General features: G+C 67.6%; 22 protein-coding genes. 21 read left to right on the top strand and 1 reads right to left on the bottom strand.

Going from position 1 to position 17,117, the window contains the following annotated elements:
- The first annotated feature begins 2 nt into the window (after positions 1-2).
- From rplR to C4B68_RS16065, 18 genes are all read left to right on the top strand, one after another.
- Positions 3-386: a 50S ribosomal protein L18 gene (gene rplR, locus C4B68_RS16150; protein WP_099500631.1), complete on the top strand. Its 384-nt coding sequence runs from the start codon at positions 3-5 to the stop codon at positions 384-386.
- Between the two features lie 41 nt (positions 387-427).
- Positions 428-1,033 carry a 30S ribosomal protein S5 gene (gene rpsE / locus C4B68_RS16145; RefSeq protein ID WP_030788249.1) on the top strand — a complete coding sequence of 202 codons (606 nt, stop codon included), beginning with the start codon at positions 428-430 and terminating at the stop codon, positions 1,031-1,033.
- Positions 1,033-1,215 carry a 50S ribosomal protein L30 gene (gene rpmD, locus C4B68_RS16140; RefSeq protein ID WP_037929587.1) on the top strand — a complete coding sequence of 61 codons (183 nt, stop codon included), beginning with the start codon at positions 1,033-1,035 and terminating at the stop codon, positions 1,213-1,215. Before rpsE ends, rpmD begins: the two co-directional genes overlap by 1 nt.
- A 2-nt stretch (positions 1,216-1,217) precedes the next feature.
- Positions 1,218-1,673 (top strand): 50S ribosomal protein L15, encoded by a 456-nt coding sequence (rplO, locus tag C4B68_RS16135; protein ID WP_003974249.1) that lies wholly within the window; start codon positions 1,218-1,220, stop codon positions 1,671-1,673.
- A 275-nt stretch (positions 1,674-1,948) separates the two neighbouring features.
- The gene (gene secY, locus C4B68_RS16130) at positions 1,949-3,262 is read left to right on the top strand and encodes a preprotein translocase subunit SecY (RefSeq protein WP_099500632.1); all 1,314 of its coding nucleotides are present in this window, start codon (positions 1,949-1,951) and stop codon (positions 3,260-3,262) included.
- Entirely contained in the window at positions 3,262-3,915 is a 654-nt protein-coding gene (locus C4B68_RS16125) for an adenylate kinase (RefSeq protein WP_099500633.1), read from the top strand. The genes secY and C4B68_RS16125 overlap by 1 nt, the downstream gene beginning before the upstream one ends.
- A 562-nt stretch (positions 3,916-4,477) precedes the next feature.
- Positions 4,478-5,314, top strand: a complete 837-nt coding sequence (map, locus tag C4B68_RS16120) for a type I methionyl aminopeptidase (RefSeq protein WP_099500634.1) — start codon at positions 4,478-4,480, stop codon at positions 5,312-5,314.
- Between the two features lie 141 nt (positions 5,315-5,455).
- Positions 5,456-5,677, top strand: coding sequence for a translation initiation factor IF-1 (infA, locus tag C4B68_RS16115; protein WP_003948620.1), 222 nt, complete (start codon positions 5,456-5,458; stop codon positions 5,675-5,677).
- A 70-nt stretch (positions 5,678-5,747) separates the two neighbouring features.
- Positions 5,748-5,861 (top strand): 50S ribosomal protein L36, encoded by a 114-nt coding sequence (rpmJ, locus tag C4B68_RS16110; protein ID WP_003974245.1) that lies wholly within the window; start codon positions 5,748-5,750, stop codon positions 5,859-5,861.
- Positions 5,862-6,046: 185 nt separating this feature from the next.
- Positions 6,047-6,427, top strand: a complete 381-nt coding sequence (rpsM, locus tag C4B68_RS16105) for a 30S ribosomal protein S13 (protein WP_099500635.1) — start codon at positions 6,047-6,049, stop codon at positions 6,425-6,427.
- A gap of 97 nt (positions 6,428-6,524) precedes the next feature.
- Positions 6,525-6,929 carry a 30S ribosomal protein S11 gene (rpsK, locus tag C4B68_RS16100; protein ID WP_003956432.1) on the top strand — a complete coding sequence of 135 codons (405 nt, stop codon included), beginning with the start codon at positions 6,525-6,527 and terminating at the stop codon, positions 6,927-6,929.
- 139 nt (positions 6,930-7,068) lie between these two features.
- Complete coding sequence (locus C4B68_RS16095; protein WP_003966937.1) at positions 7,069-8,091, top strand: DNA-directed RNA polymerase subunit alpha; 1,023 nt, start codon at positions 7,069-7,071, stop codon at positions 8,089-8,091.
- Positions 8,092-8,255: 164 nt separating this feature from the next.
- Positions 8,256-8,768: a 50S ribosomal protein L17 gene (gene rplQ, locus C4B68_RS16090; RefSeq protein ID WP_099500636.1), complete on the top strand. Its 513-nt coding sequence runs from the start codon at positions 8,256-8,258 to the stop codon at positions 8,766-8,768.
- A gap of 299 nt (positions 8,769-9,067) precedes the next feature.
- On the top strand, positions 9,068-9,934 hold the full coding sequence (gene truA / locus C4B68_RS16085; RefSeq protein ID WP_099500637.1) for a tRNA pseudouridine(38-40) synthase TruA: 867 nt from the start codon (positions 9,068-9,070) through the stop codon (positions 9,932-9,934).
- A gap of 40 nt (positions 9,935-9,974) precedes the next feature.
- Complete coding sequence (locus C4B68_RS16080) at positions 9,975-11,198, top strand: GDSL-type esterase/lipase family protein (protein ID WP_099500638.1); 1,224 nt, start codon at positions 9,975-9,977, stop codon at positions 11,196-11,198.
- Positions 11,199-11,386: 188 nt separating this feature from the next.
- Complete coding sequence (locus C4B68_RS16075) at positions 11,387-12,205, top strand: glycosyltransferase family protein (protein ID WP_306511184.1); 819 nt, start codon at positions 11,387-11,389, stop codon at positions 12,203-12,205.
- The gene (locus C4B68_RS16070; protein ID WP_099500639.1) at positions 12,205-13,197 is read left to right on the top strand and encodes a glycoside hydrolase family 26 protein; all 993 of its coding nucleotides are present in this window, start codon (positions 12,205-12,207) and stop codon (positions 13,195-13,197) included. The genes C4B68_RS16075 and C4B68_RS16070 overlap by 1 nt, the downstream gene beginning before the upstream one ends.
- 64 nt (positions 13,198-13,261) lie before the next feature.
- The gene (locus tag C4B68_RS16065) at positions 13,262-13,492 is read left to right on the top strand and encodes a hypothetical protein (protein WP_143674302.1); all 231 of its coding nucleotides are present in this window, start codon (positions 13,262-13,264) and stop codon (positions 13,490-13,492) included.
- A gap of 94 nt (positions 13,493-13,586) precedes the next feature.
- Here C4B68_RS16065 and C4B68_RS16060 read toward each other — a convergent pair whose 3' ends face one another.
- Positions 13,587-14,474 carry a hypothetical protein gene (locus tag C4B68_RS16060; RefSeq protein WP_099500774.1) on the bottom strand — a complete coding sequence of 296 codons (888 nt, stop codon included), beginning with the start codon at positions 14,472-14,474 and terminating at the stop codon, positions 13,587-13,589.
- A gap of 74 nt (positions 14,475-14,548) precedes the next feature.
- On the opposite strand from C4B68_RS16060, the gene C4B68_RS16055 reads away from it, so the two are divergent.
- The 3 genes from C4B68_RS16055 to rpsI all read left to right on the top strand — a co-directional run bounded on the left by C4B68_RS16055 (position 14,549) and on the right by rpsI (position 17,057).
- A complete protein-coding gene (locus C4B68_RS16055) occupies positions 14,549-15,760 on the top strand; it encodes a glycosyltransferase family 87 protein (RefSeq protein WP_099500775.1) in 1,212 nt (403 codons plus the stop codon).
- A 289-nt stretch (positions 15,761-16,049) separates the two neighbouring features.
- Positions 16,050-16,493, top strand: coding sequence for a 50S ribosomal protein L13 (gene rplM, locus C4B68_RS16050; RefSeq protein ID WP_099500641.1), 444 nt, complete (start codon positions 16,050-16,052; stop codon positions 16,491-16,493).
- A 42-nt stretch (positions 16,494-16,535) separates the two neighbouring features.
- Complete coding sequence (gene rpsI / locus C4B68_RS16045; RefSeq protein ID WP_099500642.1) at positions 16,536-17,057, top strand: 30S ribosomal protein S9; 522 nt, start codon at positions 16,536-16,538, stop codon at positions 17,055-17,057.
- The last annotated feature ends 60 nt before the right edge of the window (positions 17,058-17,117 follow it).

Raw genomic sequence — 17,117 nt, 5'->3', positions numbered from 1 at the left:
CCATGGCATACGGTGTCAAGATTGCTAAGGGCGACGCTTACAAGCGTGCTGCCATCAAGCGTCGTCACATCCGGATCCGTAAGCACATCTCGGGTACGGCTGAGCGTCCGCGCCTGGTCGTGACGCGTTCGAACCGCCACATCGTGGCCCAGGTCATCGACGACATCAAGGGTCACACCCTGGCGTCGGCGTCGACCCTGGACACCACGATCCGCGGTGGCGAGGGCGACAAGTCCGCGCAGGCGAAGTCGGTCGGCGCCCTGGTTGCCGAGCGCGCCAAGGCTGCCGGTGTCGAGGCTGTCGTATTCGACCGTGGTGGAAACCAGTACGCCGGGCGCATCGCCGCCCTGGCGGACGCCGCCCGCGAAGCCGGACTCAAGTTCTGAGTCGGTTCCGTAGCTAGCGGAAACAGAGAGAGGTAATTCCAATGGCTGGACCCCAGCGCCGCGGTGGCGGTGCCGGTGGCGGCGAGCGGCGGGACCGGAAGGGCCGTGACGGCGGCGCAGCTGCCGCCGAGAAGACCGCGTACGTTGAGCGCGTTGTCGCGATCAACCGCGTCGCCAAGGTTGTGAAGGGTGGTCGTCGCTTCAGCTTCACTGCGCTCGTCGTAGTGGGCGACGGTGACGGCACCGTGGGTGTCGGTTACGGCAAGGCCAAGGAGGTGCCGGCCGCCATCGCCAAGGGTGTTGAGGAGGCCAAGAAGCACTTCTTCAAGGTCCCCCGTATCCAGGGCACCATCCCTCACCCCATCCAGGGTGAGAAGGCCGCGGGCGTCGTCCTGCTCAAGCCGGCTTCCCCCGGTACCGGTGTTATCGCCGGTGGCCCGGTGCGTGCCGTGCTCGAGTGCGCGGGCGTTCACGACATCCTGTCGAAGTCCCTGGGCTCCGACAACGCGATCAACATCGTGCACGCGACCGTGGAGGCCCTCAAGGGCCTGCAGCGTCCCGAGGAGATCGCGGCCCGCCGCGGTCTGCCGCTCGAGGACGTCGCCCCCGCGGCTCTGCTGCGTGCGCGTGCCGGGGCTGGTGCGTAATGGCTCAGCTCAAGATCACGCAGGTCAAGTCGTACATCGGCAGCAAGCAGAACCACCGTGACACCCTGCGTTCGCTTGGCCTCAAGCGGGTCAACGACGTGGTCGTCAAGGAGGACCGCCCCGAGTTCCGCGGCATGGTGCACACCGTCCGCCACCTCGTGACGGTCGAGGAGGTCGACTGATCATGGCGGAGAACAACCCGCTGAAGATCCACAACCTCCGTCCCGCCCCGGGCGCCAAGACCGCCAAGACCCGTGTGGGTCGTGGTGAGGCGTCGAAGGGTAAGACGGCCGGTCGTGGTACCAAGGGCACGAAGGCCCGCTACCAGGTTCCGGAGCGCTTCGAGGGTGGGCAGATGCCCCTCCACATGCGTCTCCCGAAGCTGAAGGGCTTCAAGAACCCGTTCAAGACCGAGTTCCAGGTCGTGAACCTCGACAAGCTGGCCGCGCTGTACCCGGAGGGTGGCGAGGTCACCGTCGAGGGGCTCGTCGCCAAGGGTGCCGTTCGCAAGAACAGCCTCGTCAAGGTCCTCGGCCAGGGCGAGATCTCCGTGGCGCTGCAGGTGACGGTCGACGCCGTCTCCGGCTCCGCCAAGGAGAAGATCACCGCCGCCGGCGGTACCGTCACCGAGCTCGTCTGATTTCACCAGGCGTCTCGATGACTTGAGCGATCCCGACCGGGGATGCCCCACAAAAGGGGCATCCCCGGTTGGTCGTTCCAAGGTGGGCAGTGTCGCCGGTAAGGTGGCCTGCACTGTCCGCAGTACTAGAGATATATGGGGCTCGCGCCCCGTGGTCGTCCGGTGGGCCTCAGGGAACTCCGGACGGTCTTTGACTGTTGGATAGCTGTCAGTTATCCGTCGAACCTCAAGACCGTCACCTCTGACGCAGTTGCGCGGGGGTCGCAGGAGGCACCGTGCTCACCGCGTTCGCCCGGGCGTTCAAGACGCCCGACCTGCGCAAGAAGCTGCTCTTCACGCTCGGCATCATCGTGGTCTACCGGGTCGGTACCCACATTCCGATCCCCGGCGTCGACTACCGGAACGTGCAGACCTGTATCGACATCGCCAAGGGCAACCAGGGTCTGTTCGGTCTGGTCAACATGTTCAGTGGTGGCGCGCTGCTGCAGATCACGATCTTCGCGCTCGGCATCATGCCCTACATCACGGCGAGCATCATTCTGCAGCTGCTGACGGTGGTGATCCCACGCCTCGAAGCCCTCAAGAAGGAGGGCCAGGCCGGCACCGCGAAGATCACGCAGTACACCCGTTACCTGACGGTGGCCCTCGCCATCCTCCAGGGCACGGGTCTCGTCGCGACCGCGCGCAGCGGCGCCCTGTTCAGCGGCTGCCAGGTGGCCACCGAGATCGTGCCCGACCAGTCGATCTTCGTCACCATCACGATGGTCGTCACCATGACCGCCGGTACGGCCGTCGTCATGTGGCTCGGTGAGCTCATCACCGACCGCGGCATCGGCAACGGCATGTCGATCCTGATGTTCATCTCGATCGCCGCGACCTTCCCGTCCGCGCTGTGGGCCATCAAGGAGCAGGGCTCCCTGGCCGACGGCTGGATCGAGTTCGGCACCGTCATCGCCGTCGGTCTGGTCATGGTCGGTCTGGTGGTCTTCGTCGAGCAGGCCCAGCGCCGCATCCCGGTCCAGTACGCGAAGCGCATGATCGGCCGCCGGTCGTACGGCGGTACGTCGACGTACATCCCGCTGAAGGTCAACCAGGCGGGCATCATCCCTGTGATCTTCGCCTCGTCGCTGCTCTACATCCCGGCGCTGGTCGCCCAGTTCTCCAGCGGTGACTCCGCCTGGAAGACCTGGATCACGCAGAACCTGACCAAGGGTGATCACCCCATTTACATCAGCGTGTACTTCGTGCTGATCGTTTTCTTCGCGTTCTTCTACGTGGCTATCTCGTTCAACCCCGAGGAAGTCGCGGACAACATGAAGAAGTATGGTGGCTTCATCCCGGGCATCCGGGCTGGCCGACCGACCGCTGAGTACCTGAGCTACGTGCTCAACCGGATCACCTGGCCGGGTTCGCTGTATCTGGGTCTGATCGCTCTTGTGCCAACGATGGCGTTGGTTGGTTTCGGGGCAAACCAGAACTTCCCGTTCGGTGGCACCAGCATCCTGATCATCGTGGGTGTTGGTCTGGAGACGGTGAAGCAGATCGAGAGCCAGCTCCAGCAGCGCAATTACGAAGGGTTCCTCCGCTGATGCGAATCGTCCTCGTCGGGCCGCCCGGTGCCGGCAAGGGAACGCAGGCTGCGTTCCTCGCCAAGAACCTGTCGATCCCGCACATCTCCACGGGCGACCTGTTCCGCGCCAACATCAGCCAGCAGACGGAGCTCGGCAAACTGGCGAAGTCCTTCATGGACAAGGGCGAGCTGGTTCCGGACGAGGTCACCATCGCGATGGCCAAGGACCGCATGGAGCAGCCCGACGCGGAGAACGGCTTCCTGCTCGACGGCTTCCCGCGCAATGTGTCGCAGGCCGAGGCGCTGGACGAGATGCTCAAGGTCGAGAGCATGAAGCTGGACGCGGTGCTCGACCTGGAGGTTCCCGAGGACGAAGTGGTCAAGCGCATCGCCGGCCGCCGGATCTGCCGTAACGACTCGGCGCATGTCTTCCATGTCGCGTACAAGCAGCCGAAGCGGGAAGGCGTTTGTGACGTCTGCGGTGGCGAGCTGTACCAGCGGGATGACGACTCCGAGGAGACCGTCCGTAAGCGCCTTGAGGTGTACCACACGCAGACCGAGCCGATCATCGACTACTACAAGGCTCAGGGGCTTGTCGTGACGATCTCTGCGCTTGGTCAGGTGTCTGAGGTTACGGGGCGGGCGATGGAGGCGTTGTCGCGCGACGCGTGATTTTTTCTTGCGGGGGCGCGTTTTGGCGCGTCGGACCGGCACCGTCTACGTCGTAGGCGGTGCCGGTCCGCATTCCGGGGGTGGGTGGTGGGTCGGGGCCGTGCCGTGCCGGTACATCCGCCCGTCGCCGGTGGATCAGACGTTGGCCTGTAGGGAGACGTTTCCAGATCCGGGCGTAGGCGACGGGCATGTGATGTACCGGCACGGCACGGCCCCTTCCGTGCGCTGGCGACTGCGGGTGCACCACCCCCAGCCCGTCCGGCGCTGGAGATCTTTTAGCCCGTCCGGCGTTTGAGGACGAGGCCGTTCAGGCCGATGCGGTGGTCTGGGGGCGGCAGCCCCCAGGGACGATGGGGGTCCCCCCGCTTGGGGGTACCTCCCAGGCCCTTAAGGCACTGGGGGAGAAGCCGAGAGTGGGGGAGGGTAGGGGCGGCGGGGGCGAAAGGCGTCCTGCCTGCGGTGGGTCGGGGGCTGCGGGTTGTGCTGGCGTACGTGGAGGCGGGTCGGTCCCCGTATCGTTGACGTTGTCCTTCGTCTCCCGGTCCAGAAAGGCCGCAGTTCCATGGTGCAGATCAAGACCCGCGAGCAGATCGCCAAGATGCGTGAGGCGGGGCTGGTCGTCGCCGCCATTCATGCGGCCACGCGTGAGGCCGCCGTGCCCGGTGCCAGCACCAAGGATCTCGACGAGGTCGCGCGGAAGGTGCTCGCCGAGCACGGGGCGAAGCCGAACTTCCTCGGGTACGGGGGGTTCCCCGCCACGATCTGCACCTCGGCGAACGAGGTTGTTGTCCACGGGATTCCGGATGAGAAGACCGTTCTGAAGGACGGGGACATCATCTCGATCGATGCCGGTGCGATCGTGGACGGCTGGCATGGGGACGCCGCGTACACCGCGTTCGTGGGCGGCGGTCACGCTCCGGAGCTCGTTGAGCTGTCCCGGGTGACCGAGGAGTCGATGTGGGCCGGTATCGCCGCTATGAAGCAGGGAAATCGGCTCGTGGATGTGTCGCGCGCCATTGAGACCTACATCCGTCGGCAGCCGAAGGTCGGCGGCGGGCGGTACGGGATCATCGAGGACTACGGCGGCCACGGCATCGGGACCGAGATGCACATGGACCCGCACCTGCTGAACTACGTCGAGCGGAAGCGGGGCAAGGGGCCGAAGCTGGTCCCCGGGTTCTGCCTCGCCATCGAGCCGATGGTGTCCTTGGGCACACCGAAGACCGAGGTCCTCCAGGACGACTGGACCGTTGTGACGATCGACGGCACGTGGTCCTCGCACTGGGAGCACTCCGTCGCCCTGACGGAGGACGGGCCCCTGGTGCTGACGGCTCCCGATGGCGGCAAGGCCAAGCTGGCCGCGTACGGGATTACCGCGGCTCCGGACCCGCTGGCTTAATGATCTGCAGAGCAGGGCATTCTCTCTCGATTCGTCTTTCCGAGGGCCCTGACGTAGACTGACTCGTCGGCTCTCGTGCACCCGCATGCCTGCATGCGCTCGTACGGAGTCGATCAAGGTAGTCGATTCGAAGGGCAAAGCGTGGCCAAGAAGCAAGGTGCCATCGAGATCGAGGGCACTGTCGTCGAGTCTCTGCCGAACGCCATGTTCAAGGTCGAGCTCCAGAACGGCCACCAGGTCCTGGCACACATCAGTGGCAAGATGCGTATGCACTACATCCGCATCCTCCCTGACGACCGGGTCGTGGTGGAGCTGTCTCCGTACGACCTGACGCGTGGCCGGATCGTCTACCGCTACAAGTAGATCTTGCCTTTACTCCGTGCTCCCGGTTCCGGGACGCGGGGGGTGGCACTGACCCGGAGAACCTCACCTAATGAAGGTCAAGCCGAGCGTCAAGAAGATCTGCGACAAGTGCAGGGTGATCCGCCGTCACGGTCGGGTCATGGTCATCTGCGATAACCCGCGCCACAAGCAGCGCCAGGGCTGACGCACGACCGAACCTCTGCATCCGCAGAACTTCGCGCGACGCAAGCAATACATGTTCATACGCAGAACCCGGGCGAATGATCGCCCGATACCCCCGGTCGGAGGCCGGGGACCCAGAACGTACCTCGTACGGCGGCTGGGAATCGGTTCTGCGGAAGACCTCCGAACGACAACTGGAGCCATTGAATGGCACGCGTTTCCGGTGTTGACATCCCGCGCGAAAAGCGTGTGGAGGTCGCCCTGACCTACGTGTTCGGCATCGGCCGGACCCTTTCCCAGCAGACGCTGGCCGAGACCGGTGTGAACCCGAACACCCGCGTTCGCGACCTCTCCGAGGAGGAGCTGGTCAAGATCCGCGAGTACGTGGACGCCAACCTGAAGACCGAGGGCGACCTCCGTCGCGAGATCCAGGGCGATATTCGCCGCAAGATCGAGATCAACTGCTACCAGGGGATTCGCCACCGTCGTGGCCTGCCCGTCCACGGTCAGCGCACCAGCACGAACGCTCGTACCCGCAAGGGCCCGCGTCGCGCCATCGCCGGTAAGAAGAAGCCGGGCAAGAAGTAGTCCTCAGCGGACGCTGCGGAATTCCCGGTTCGTCCCGGAACACCGCATACCAGCGGTCTTCGCTGTAGGACCGACCACCTCCCCGTAGGAGTAATAGATGCCCCCCAAGGGTCGTCAGGGCGCTGCCAAGAAGGTGCGCCGCAAGGAAAAGAAGAACGTCGCTCACGGCCACGCGCACATCAAGAGCACGTTCAACAACACGATCGTCTCCATCACGGACCCGTCGGGCAACGTGATCTCCTGGGCATCCGCCGGCCACGTCGGCTTCAAGGGCTCCCGGAAGTCCACGCCGTTCGCCGCGCAGATGGCCGCCGAGTCGGCTGCCCGCCGCGCCCAGGAGCACGGCATGCGCAAGGTCGACGTCTTCGTCAAGGGCCCGGGTTCCGGTCGTGAGACCGCCATCCGTTCGCTCCAGGCGACCGGTCTCGAGGTCGGCTCCATCCAGGACGTCACCCCGACCCCGCACAACGGCTGCCGTCCGCCCAAGCGCCGCCGCGTCTGACGCACGGTTGTCTTAGGTTTCGGGCGGTACGTCTCCTCGGAGGCGTGCCGCCCGTACCCTTGCAGGAGTAACAACATCGGGCTACCGCCCGGTGAGCAGGGCGTCAAATAGCGGGCGCCCCTGACTGAAGGATCGCAACATGCTGATTGCTCAGCGTCCCTCGTTGACCGAAGAGGTCGTCGACGAGTTCCGCTCCCGGTTCGTGATCGAGCCGCTGGAGCCGGGCTTCGGCTACACCCTCGGCAACTCCCTGCGTCGTACCCTCCTCTCCTCGATCCCCGGCGCTGCTGTCACCAGCATCCGCATCGACGGTGTCCTGCACGAGTTCACCACCGTGCCGGGCGTCAAGGAGGACGTCACCGACCTGATCCTCAACATCAAGCAGCTGGTTGTCTCCTCGGAGCACGACGAGCCTGTCGTGATGTACCTGCGCAAGCAGGGGCCGGGTCTGGTCACCGCCGCTGACATCGCGCCGCCGGCCGGTGTCGAGGTGCACAACCCCGACCTCGTCCTCGCCACGCTCAACGGCAAGGGCAAGCTGGAGATGGAGCTGACCGTCGAGCGCGGTCGCGGTTACGTCTCCGCCGTGCAGAACAAGCAGGTGGGCCAGGAGATCGGCCGTATCCCGGTCGACTCCATCTACTCGCCGGTTCTGAAGGTCACGTACAAGGTCGAGGCCACGCGTGTCGAGCAGCGCACCGACTTCGACAAGCTGATCGTCGATGTCGAGACCAAGCAGGCCATGCGTCCGCGTGACGCCATGGCTTCCGCCGGTAAGACGCTGGTCGAGCTCTTCGGGCTCGCCCGCGAGCTCAACATCGACGCCGAGGGCATCGACATGGGCCCGTCCCCCACGGACGCCGCCCTGGCCGCCGATCTCGCGCTGCCGATCGAGGAGCTCGAGCTCACCGTTCGCTCGTACAACTGCCTCAAGCGTGAGGGCATCCACTCCGTGGGTGAGCTCGTCGCCCGCTCCGAGGCCGACCTCCTGGACATCCGCAACTTCGGTGCGAAGTCCATCGACGAGGTCAAGGCGAAGCTGGCCGGGATGGGTCTCGCCCTGAAGGACAGCCCGCCCGGATTCGACCCCACGGCCGCGGCCGACGCTTTCGGGGCCGATGACGACGCCGACGCCGGTTTTGTCGAGACCGAGCAGTACTGAGAGCTCGGGACCGATCACCGGGTCTTGGCTGCGGGCCCGCTGTGGCTGGTCGCGCATTTCCCCGCGCCCCTTACGGGGCGCGGGTCTCCGACGGGCAAACCCGCCCGCTCGGATACTGACCTCGGTACCTGATACGGCCGGGGCAGACACCTAGGAGAAACACCATGCCGAAGCCCACCAAGGGTGCCCGTCTGGGCGGCAGCGCCGCGCACGAGAAGCTGCTCCTCGCGAACCTCGCGAAGTCGCTGTTCGAGCACGGCCGCATCACCACCACCGAGGCGAAGGCCCGCCGCCTGCGCCCGTACGCGGAGCGTCTGATCACCAAGGCGAAGAAGGGTGACCTTCACAACCGCCGTCAGGTGCTCTCGGTGATCACGGACAAGAGCATCGTGCACACGCTCTTCACCGAGATCGGCCCGCGCTACGAGAACCGCCCGGGTGGTTACACCCGTATCACCAAGATCGGTAACCGCCGTGGCGACAACGCGCCCATGGCTGTCATCGAGCTGGTGGAGGCCCTGACCGTGGCCCAGCAGGCCACCGGTGAGGCCGAGGCGGCGACGAAGCGTGCCGCGAAGGACGCCGAGGCTGCGGCTCCGGCTGCCGCCGAGGCCGCCGAGGCCGTCGAGGACGCCAAGCCGGCCGAGCAGGCCGCCGAGGAGTCCAAGGACGCCTGAGGCTCTGCCTTGCGTTGAGCGGGTCCGCCCCCTGCGGGGCGGGCCCGCTTTCGCGTTCCGCGGGCGGGGGCGAGCGCCGTACGCGGCTGCGGGTCCGGCTGTGCCCACCCTCCCCCCACTCTCGGCTTCTCCCCCAGTGCCTTAAGGGCCTGGGAGGTACCCCCAGAGCGGGGGGACCCTCATCGCCGCTGCGCAACGACTGCCCACAGCCTGGCGGCGGTCCGCCGGCCTGGCTGTCCCGCAGCCTGGCGGCGGTCCGCCAGCCTGTCTGTCTGCCCCCGGCCTGAGAGGATCTATCTGTGAGTGACGAAGTACAGCCCGGTTTTGTGCGTGTGCGTCTGGAACTGTCCTACGACGGGACCGCGTTCCATGGGTGGGCGAAGCAGGCCGGTGAGCGTAGGACCGTGCAGGCGGAGATCGAGGACGCGCTACGGACGGTGACGCGGTCCGGGGACACCGCGTACGAGCTGACCGTGGCCGGGCGGACCGATGCCGGAGTGCATGCACGCGGGCAGGTGGCGCATGTTGATCTGCCTCTGGAGGTCTGGGGCGAGCACCGCGGGAAGCTGCTCAAGCGGCTTGCCGGGCGGCTGCCCAAGGATGTGCGGGTGTGGGCTCTCAGGGAGGCGCCCAGCGGTTTCAATGCCCGCTTCTCCGCGATCTGGCGGCGGTACGCCTATCGCGTCACCGACAACCCCGGTGGCGTCGATCCGCTGCTGCGCGGTCACGTCCTCTGGCACGACTGGCCCCTCGACGTGGACGCCATGAACGAGGCAGCAGGGCGGCTCCTGGGGGAGCACGACTTCGCCGCGTACTGCAAGCGGCGCGAGGGTGCGACCACCATTCGTACGCTCCAGGAGCTGAGCCTGGTGCGGGGTGAGGACGGGATCATCACCGCGACCGTGCGGGCCGATGCCTTCTGCCACAACATGGTGCGGTCGCTGATCGGTGCGCTGTTGTTCGTGGGGGACGGGCATCGCGGGACCGACTGGCCCGGGAAGGTGCTGGCCGCCGGTGTGCGTGACTCCGCCGTCCATGTCGTACGGCCGCACGGGCTGACGCTCGAGGAGGTCGGGTATCCCGCCGACGAGTTGCTGGCCGCGCGGAGCAAGGAGGCGCGGAACAAGCGGTCGCTGCCCGGGGCAGCAGGGTGTGCAGCCTGTTAATGACAAGCTGAGGTCATGAGCGTAATGACAAGCTGAGGTCATGAGCGACCAGTACGACGACGTCCCCGGCTCCTCCTTCACGGAACGGCCGGCGGACCTGATCACCACGGACATCACGGCGGACCTCCTGCGTGGCGCGCTGGAGCTGGAGCGCACCCAGCACGGGGTGCTGCCGCACCGGCTGCCCGCCCGGGCCCGGGCTCAGTGCGCCGACGGGCAGCTGGCCATGGCGGAGGCCCAGCCCTCCGGCGTGCGGCTGGTCTTCCGAACCCGGGCGACCGTTGTCGAGCTGGACACGCTTCCCACCAAGACGGTCTACCTGGGTGCCCCGCCCCGTCCCGACGGCGTGTACGACCTGCTCGTCGACGGCCGCCCGGCCGGCCGGGCGAGCGCGCCCGGCGGCAATGCCCTGATCGTGGACATGACCACCGGTTCCGCGGAGTCCCGGCCCGGACCGGTGGGCACCGTCCGGTTCGCCGGTCTGCCCGGTCAGGTGAAGGCCGTCGAGATCTGGCTGCCGCACAACGAGGTGACCCAGCTGGTCGCCCTGCGCACCGACGCCCCTGTCGAGGCTGTGCCGCAGGGGGGCCGCAAAGTGTGGCTGCACCACGGGAGTTCGATCAGCCAGGGCTCCGACGCCGCCAGTCCCAGCACGACCTGGCCCGCGCTGGCCGCCTCCCTCGGCGGTGTGGATCTGATCAACCTGGGCCTGGGCGGCGGTGCCCTGCTCGACGCGTTCACCGCCCGCGCCCTGCGCGACACCCCCGCGGACCTGATCAGCGTCAAGATCGGCATCAACCTGGTCAACACCGACCTGATGCGGCTGCGTGCCTTCACCCCGGCGGTGCACGGCTTCCTCGACACCATCCGCGAGGGGCACCCCACCGCGCCGCTGCTGGTCGTCTCGCCGATCCTGTGCCCCATCCACGAGGACACCCCCGGCCCCAGTGCCCCGGACTTCAGCGATCTCAGCGCTGGGAGGCTGCGGTTGCGGGCCGCGGGCGACCCCGCGGAGCGCGTCGCCGGGAAGCTGACGCTGGGCGTCATCCGGGACGAGCTCTCCCGCATCGTGAAGCAGCGGGCGGCCGAGGACCCCCATCTGTACTACCTCGACGGCCGTGACCTCTACGGCGCGGCGGACTTCGTCGAGCTGCCGCTGCCCGACCAGCTCCACCCGGACGCCGCCACGCACTGCCGCATCGGCGAACGCTTCGCCGAGCTGGTCTTCCGCACCGGCGGACCGTTCGCCGCCGAGCGTTCCTGAGACGCCACCAGGGAAAAGGGCAATGACCGTATCAGCGCTTGATTATGGCATTTCGGTTAGGTGCTCCATTATTTCGGGTTAAGCGTGAACCCGTTCGCTTGTGTCACCAGCGTGGCCAGTTGACGCCACTTTAGATTTCCCGGCACATCGCCTCGTTCCGCGCGAGGCGGGTGGTCTGGGAGACCTGGATGAGTTCAATTGAGGCCGCCCGTGTGGTGCGCCCCGGGACGAGACGGCAGCAGACCCTCAGGCCGCCCTCGGACCAGCCGGCGCAGCCCGGACTGCTGCCGCTGCCGCCGTCGGACGACGAGAAGTACGCCTACCCCAAGCGCCGCTTGTGGATGCTCACGGTCACTTCGATGGTCAGCGTGTCCTGTCCGGCGCTGAGTCAGTTCCGACTGGCGTCCTCCTCCCCGCTGTTGTGGCTGTTCGCCCCCCTCCTGACGTTCACGGTGCTGTACTACCTGATCTCGCTGCGGGTGAATCTGTGCAGCCGCGATTTCGACGTGGAGCGGCATCGAAGACTCGTGGGCGCATGGCGCCCCGGCACCTATCCCTCGGTCGATGTCTTCCTGCCGGTGTGCGGTGAGCCGATCGAGGTGCTGCACAACACCTGGACCCATGTACGGATGCTCGCCGACGACTACCCGGGCCCCTGCGAGCCGTTCGCCCTCGACGACTCGGCCAGCTACCGCCTGGAGGCGTGGGCGGTCCGCATGATGTACGGCTGGGCGCACGTCTTCGCTATCTGGGACATCCTGCGCGGCCGCCGCATGGGCTGGCAGGCCACCGGTTCCGCCGCGGCGAAGCGGAGCGGAATCACACGGCACCGGACCGCTGTGTGGCTGTGGGGCGGTGGAACCGCGGTGCTCTGGGTGGCCGCCGCCGGCTGGCGCACGCTGATGCCCGACCCGGCCGACTTCGCCCTCCTTCTGTCCTCCGGACTCTTCTACGCGCTGATCGTCGGACGAGTCCTGGTCCAGCCCCGTGCGATGGGAGCCCACTGATGCGCGTGTGCCGTGTCACCGCCGCCCTGCTCGTTCCGCTCACCGCCGCCGCCCTCGCGCTGACGGCGTGCAGCCCGGGCACCGTCGGCGGCCGTTCCCGCGTCCCGGCCACAGCCGCGGGCGCGCAGGAACCGCCCTATGACGTACGCCCGTTGCTCCAGCCGGCGAAGAAGTACTTCGGCGTCGCCCGGGCCAAGGCCCCGCACTCCATGGAGCCGGTGGACGACTACACCAGGCTGGTCGGCAAGAGGCCGAATCTCATCCGGTACTACGCGGCCTGGGGCGACGGATTCGACGCCACGGGTGTCCGCAACGCCTGGAACACCGGTGCGCTGACCATCGTGTCCTGGGAGCCGCAGAAGACGTCCCTCACCGAGATCGCCGACGGCGAGACCGACGCGTACATCAAGGAGTACGCGACGGCGGTCCGCACCCTGAACATCCCGGTCGCGATCAGCTTCGCGGACGAGATGAACGGCGACTGGGAGAAGTGGGGGATCACCGAGACCACGCCCAAGGAGTACGTCCGGGCCTGGCGGCACATCCACGACGTCTTCGAGGACGTCGGCGCGACCCACGTGATCTGGGCCTGGTCGCCGAACATCATCAAACCGGACACCCACGACGACCTCAGCCGCTTCTACCCGGGCGAGAACTACGTCGACTGGGTCGGCCTGATCGGGTACTTCACCGACTGGGACCCGCACACCTTCGAGGGGCTGTTCGGGGCGACCATGGCCGAGGTGCGCAGGTTCAGCCGCGAGCCGATGCTCGTCCTGGAGACGGGCGCCATGCCCGGCGAGCTCAGGGCGACCCATGTGCGGGCTCTCTTCGAGGGCATCGCGCCCGCCCGCGACATCGTCGGCTTCGCCTGGTTCGACTACAAGGCACGCGAGGACTGGAGGCTGACGGTCGAACCGGAGGGCCTGGCCGAGTTCCGGCGCCTCGCCGCGGACGACCTCTACGGCTTCGACGCACGGAAGGCTCGATGACGTCCGCCGAGCGCGGTCACCTGGCGTACGAGCTGGCGAGGGCGCCCGGCCCGACGACGTCGTGGTGAAGCGGACAGCCCGGCAGACCGGCTGGTACGCGCCGGAGGAGTGCGATGTGCCCGCGGCCTGCCTGGCGGGCCGGCGGCGGCTGTGGCTGGTGTCGACGACGTTCGGCGATGTCCGCGCCCGGATGAGGGAGAGTACGGCCGCGGCACTGGCCAGGGGGTTCAAGGTCGTGCGCACCGAGCGGATGCGCCTGATGACGGTGCAACTGCTGGAGCGCCGGGGCCGCTGATCGCGGCGGACGACCCCGCGGCGGCCGGCCACTCGGGACGGTCGGCCGCCGCGGAAGGCGGCTCACCGGGCTGGCCGGCCGCCGCGGAAGGCGGCTACCCGTTGGCCGCGGCCGATGCCTGGGCCTGGCCACGGCGGCCGATCTGCCGGAAGGTGAACTCCTGGAGGTCGTCGCCGGTGGTGAAGACCGCGGTGTCCTTGGTCGTCACGTCCTTGCCGTTGGTGAAGCCGGCGATCGTGAAGTAGGCGTAGCGGCCGTAGGAGTTGGTGGTGGAGCGGCAGACCGCCGCGTCGCAGAAGTTCTTCACGCCGTTGCCGGACAGCGAGTCGACGATGCTCTTCTTGTCGGCCTCGCCCTTGGCCTTGAGCGCCTGGGCCTCGGTGTCGAAGACGGCCACGCCGACCGTCACCGCGACACCGTCCTTGGTGTAGGTGACGCGCAGGACGCGCGTGCAGTCGTTCTTGGTGAGGACCGCGGGGAGGGTGTTCTTCGCGGCCGAGGCGCAGTTCTTGGTGTCGGCCGTCGGACCCTTGCGGTAGACGATGTCGCCCACCGTCAGCGTCGTACCGGGGAAGAGGATGTCCGGGCTGAGCGGGGCCGTGTCCTTCTTCACGCTGGATATGAAGTCCTTCGGATCCAGCGGGGGAGGGGCCGAGGTCGGCTCGAACGACGGTGCCGGCCCGGTGGTGTCGCTCGGGATGTCCGCGGTGGCGGGCAGGTCGGAGGGCTGGTTCGAGGCCTGGCCGTCCCCGTTCGCGTTCACGACGGCCATGGCGACCGCCGCGCCGACCGCGATCGTGGCAAGCGCGCCGGCGCCGATGAACAGCAGCCTTCGGCGCTTGTTGCGCGACTCGGACGCCTCGGCGAGTGCCGCCCAGTCAGGAGTCTGATCGGCGGTCTGGTTTCCCCACTGAGGCTGCTGAGATCCCGGCTTCCAGGGATTCCACGGAGGCTGCCCCTGCCCACCCTGCCCATAACTCATGCGCCGCATCTTAGACGGGCGTTGGGGGGTGCCGTTCCGCTTCACAGTGCACTTGAGCCCCTAGCGTGACCTGCATGAACGAGGGCAAAAGTGACATGTCCGGGTGGTTGGTGCGGCGGGCGTCCCGGCACGCGTGGGCGGTCCTGGCGGTGGTGCTCTGCGTCCCGGTCGTGAACGTGGCGCGCGCGAGCTCGGACGGCGGGATGGACAACGCGATCGTCGTACGGGCGGCCAGGACCTGGCTGGACGGGGGCTCGCCCTACGCCGACCCGCACTTCCTCTATCTGCCGGGCGCGGTGCTCGCGGCCGTGCCGCAGGCGATGCTGCCACTGGCCGCGCTGCGGGTGCTCGTCCCGCTGACGGTGACCGCGCTGCTGGCGGCGGGCTGGGCCTGCGCGCTGCGTATCCACGGGATTTCCTGGCGCAGCCGCTTCGCCGTGCTCGGGCTCACCGCGCTCGCGCTGGGTTTCGCGCCCTTCGGACACCTGGTGACGCTCGGCAACTGGACTGTGACGGCGGCGCTCGCGCTGCCGCTGGGGTTGCTGTGTGCGGTGCGGGGGCGGTGGGTCGCGGCGGGGGCGGTGATCGGTGCCGCGATCGTGCTGAAGCCGTTGCTCGCGCCGGTGGCGCTGCTCTTCGTCTTCGCCCGGGAGTGGCGGGGGCTGGCCGTCCTGGTGCTGGTTCCGGCGGTGGTTTCCGGCGGGGCGGCGCTGCTGATGCCGGATCCCGCGGGGTTCGTCACGCGGACGCTGCCGTTTCTGCTGCGCGGGCATGACGATTTCGTACGGCTCTACGAGGCTTCGCCGGGGGCGGTGCTCGCCCGGCTGGGGGTGCCGGCGGCTGTCGCCGGGGTGCTGGCCGGCGTGGCCGCGCTCGCGGGGGTCTGGTGTGCGTACCGGCGGTGGCGGCTTGCCCTGCCTGGGCCGCTGCGGGTGGTCGAGGCCGGGGTGATGCTGATGCTCTCGGCGTTTCTGGTCTCCCGGCCTTCGTACGACCACTATCTGCTCGTTGTCGTGCCGCTGCTGCTCGCGGGGCTGCCGTGTCCCGGCTCGGTGGCTCGGGGGCCCTGGTTCTGGCTGGCGTTCGTGCCCCAGGTGCCGGGGGTTACCTGGCCCTGGCTGGAGCCGGTGACCCGGCGGGCCTATCGGGACTGCCTTACCTTGTGTGTACTGGCTGCCGCGGTGGCCGTGCGGCCGGGGTTGTCGCTGGGGCCGGTTTCCAGGCGCCCGGCGCTGCAGGCTGTGCCCGCCCGTCCCGCCCTGCGGGACGACTGCCCACAGCGATAGCCCGGCGGGACGACTGCCTGCAGCGGTAGCCCGGCGGGACGACTGCCTGCAGCGGTAGCGGCGCTTGTTCGGCGTTTTGACCCCTGCGGGGCGGCGCGGGTAGGCTTGCAGTTCGTTATGTGTATTGGCTTGCTCATTCTCACGTGGGGGGCCCTTACACCGGTCCACCGGGGCCGATGACCAGCGACCAGCACGCGGTATGCGTCACCGCAGTGCGGTCAGGGCTGTCGTGATCGTCCGTGGTGGCCTTGTCAGGACCCACTCACTGAAGAAGCGAAGGCTACGAACCGTGCGTACGTACAGCCCCAAGCCCGGCGACATCACTCGCCAGTGGCACGTCATCGACGCCCAGGACGTCGTCCTCGGCCGTCTGGCGACCACCGCCGCCAACCTTCTGCGGGGCAAGCACAAGCCGATCTTTGCCCCGCACGTCGATGCCGGTGACTTCGTCATCATCATCAACGCCGACAAGGTGCACCTGTCCGGCAATAAGCGGACCCAGAAGATGGCGTACCGCCACTCGGGTTACCCGGGTGGTCTGCGCTCCGTCCGCTACGACGAGCTGATGGACAAGAACCCCGAGAAGGCCGTCGAGAAGGCCGTCAAGGGCATGCTCCCCAAGAACTCCCTGGGCCGTCAGATGCTCTCGAAGCTGAAGGTCTACTCGGGCGACCAGCACCCGCACGCTGCCCAGCAGCCGGTGCCGTTCGAGATCACCCAGGTCGCGCAGTAAGTCCGGCCACCCCCTAAGACTGAAGAGAATCTGAGGAGAATCGTGGCCGAGAACACTGTTGAGCAGCCGGTCGAAGAGACTGAGCTCGTCGACATCGACAGCTACACCACCGAGTCCGAGATCGTCGTTGAGGGCGAGTACACCTCGGAGTCGATGGCGTCCCGTTTCGGCGAGCCGCAGCCGGCCGCCGGCCTGGGTCGCCGCAAGAACGCCATCGCCCGCGTCCGGATCGTCCCGGGCACCGGCAAGTGGAAGATCAACGGTCGCACCCTTGAGGACTACTTCCCCAACAAGGTGCACCAGCAGGAAGTCAACGAGCCCTTCAAGGTGCTCGAGCTCGAGGGCCGCTACGACGTCATCGCCCGCATCGCGGGTGGCGGTGTCTCCGGTCAGGCCGGTGCGCTCCGTCTCGGTGTCGCCCGTGCGCTGAACGAGGCCGACGTCGACAACAACCGCGGCGCCCTGAAGAAGGCCGGCTTCCTCAAGCGCGACGACCGTGCGGTCGAGCGCAAGAAGGCCGGTCTCAAGAAGGCCCGCAAGGCCCCGCAGTACAGCAAGCGTTAATCTTCGCTGCCTGCTCGTACGGGTACGGCGTGTAGCTTCTACACGCCGTACGCGGAGTAC

It is taken from the genome of Streptomyces dengpaensis, from assembly GCF_002946835.1.
Classification (GTDB): domain Bacteria; phylum Actinomycetota; class Actinomycetes; order Streptomycetales; family Streptomycetaceae; genus Streptomyces; species Streptomyces dengpaensis.
This window is presented reverse-complemented; position numbering and strand designations above follow the sequence as displayed.

Coding starts and splice junctions, on each gene's coding strand:
- C4B68_RS16055 (WP_099500775.1), top strand. CDS start 14,549: ATGAACGAGGGCAAAAGTGACATGTCCGGGTGGTTGGTGCGGCGGGCG.
- rpmJ (WP_003974245.1), top strand. CDS start 5,748: ATGAAGGTCAAGCCGAGCGTCAAGAAGATCTGCGACAAGTGCAGGGTG.
- rpsE (WP_030788249.1), top strand. CDS start 428: ATGGCTGGACCCCAGCGCCGCGGTGGCGGTGCCGGTGGCGGCGAGCGG.
- map (WP_099500634.1), top strand. CDS start 4,478: ATGGTGCAGATCAAGACCCGCGAGCAGATCGCCAAGATGCGTGAGGCG.
- rplR (WP_099500631.1), top strand. CDS start 3: ATGGCATACGGTGTCAAGATTGCTAAGGGCGACGCTTACAAGCGTGCT.
- C4B68_RS16060 (WP_099500774.1), bottom strand. CDS start 14,474: ATGAGTTATGGGCAGGGTGGGCAGGGGCAGCCTCCGTGGAATCCCTGG.
- C4B68_RS16080 (WP_099500638.1), top strand. CDS start 9,975: ATGAGCGACCAGTACGACGACGTCCCCGGCTCCTCCTTCACGGAACGG.
- rpsM (WP_099500635.1), top strand. CDS start 6,047: ATGGCACGCGTTTCCGGTGTTGACATCCCGCGCGAAAAGCGTGTGGAG.
- rpmD (WP_037929587.1), top strand. CDS start 1,033: ATGGCTCAGCTCAAGATCACGCAGGTCAAGTCGTACATCGGCAGCAAG.
- C4B68_RS16125 (WP_099500633.1), top strand. CDS start 3,262: ATGCGAATCGTCCTCGTCGGGCCGCCCGGTGCCGGCAAGGGAACGCAG.
- rplO (WP_003974249.1), top strand. CDS start 1,218: ATGGCGGAGAACAACCCGCTGAAGATCCACAACCTCCGTCCCGCCCCG.
- rplQ (WP_099500636.1), top strand. CDS start 8,256: ATGCCGAAGCCCACCAAGGGTGCCCGTCTGGGCGGCAGCGCCGCGCAC.
- C4B68_RS16070 (WP_099500639.1), top strand. CDS start 12,205: ATGCGCGTGTGCCGTGTCACCGCCGCCCTGCTCGTTCCGCTCACCGCC.
- C4B68_RS16095 (WP_003966937.1), top strand. CDS start 7,069: ATGCTGATTGCTCAGCGTCCCTCGTTGACCGAAGAGGTCGTCGACGAG.
- rpsK (WP_003956432.1), top strand. CDS start 6,525: ATGCCCCCCAAGGGTCGTCAGGGCGCTGCCAAGAAGGTGCGCCGCAAG.
- C4B68_RS16075 (WP_306511184.1), top strand. CDS start 11,387: ATGAGTTCAATTGAGGCCGCCCGTGTGGTGCGCCCCGGGACGAGACGG.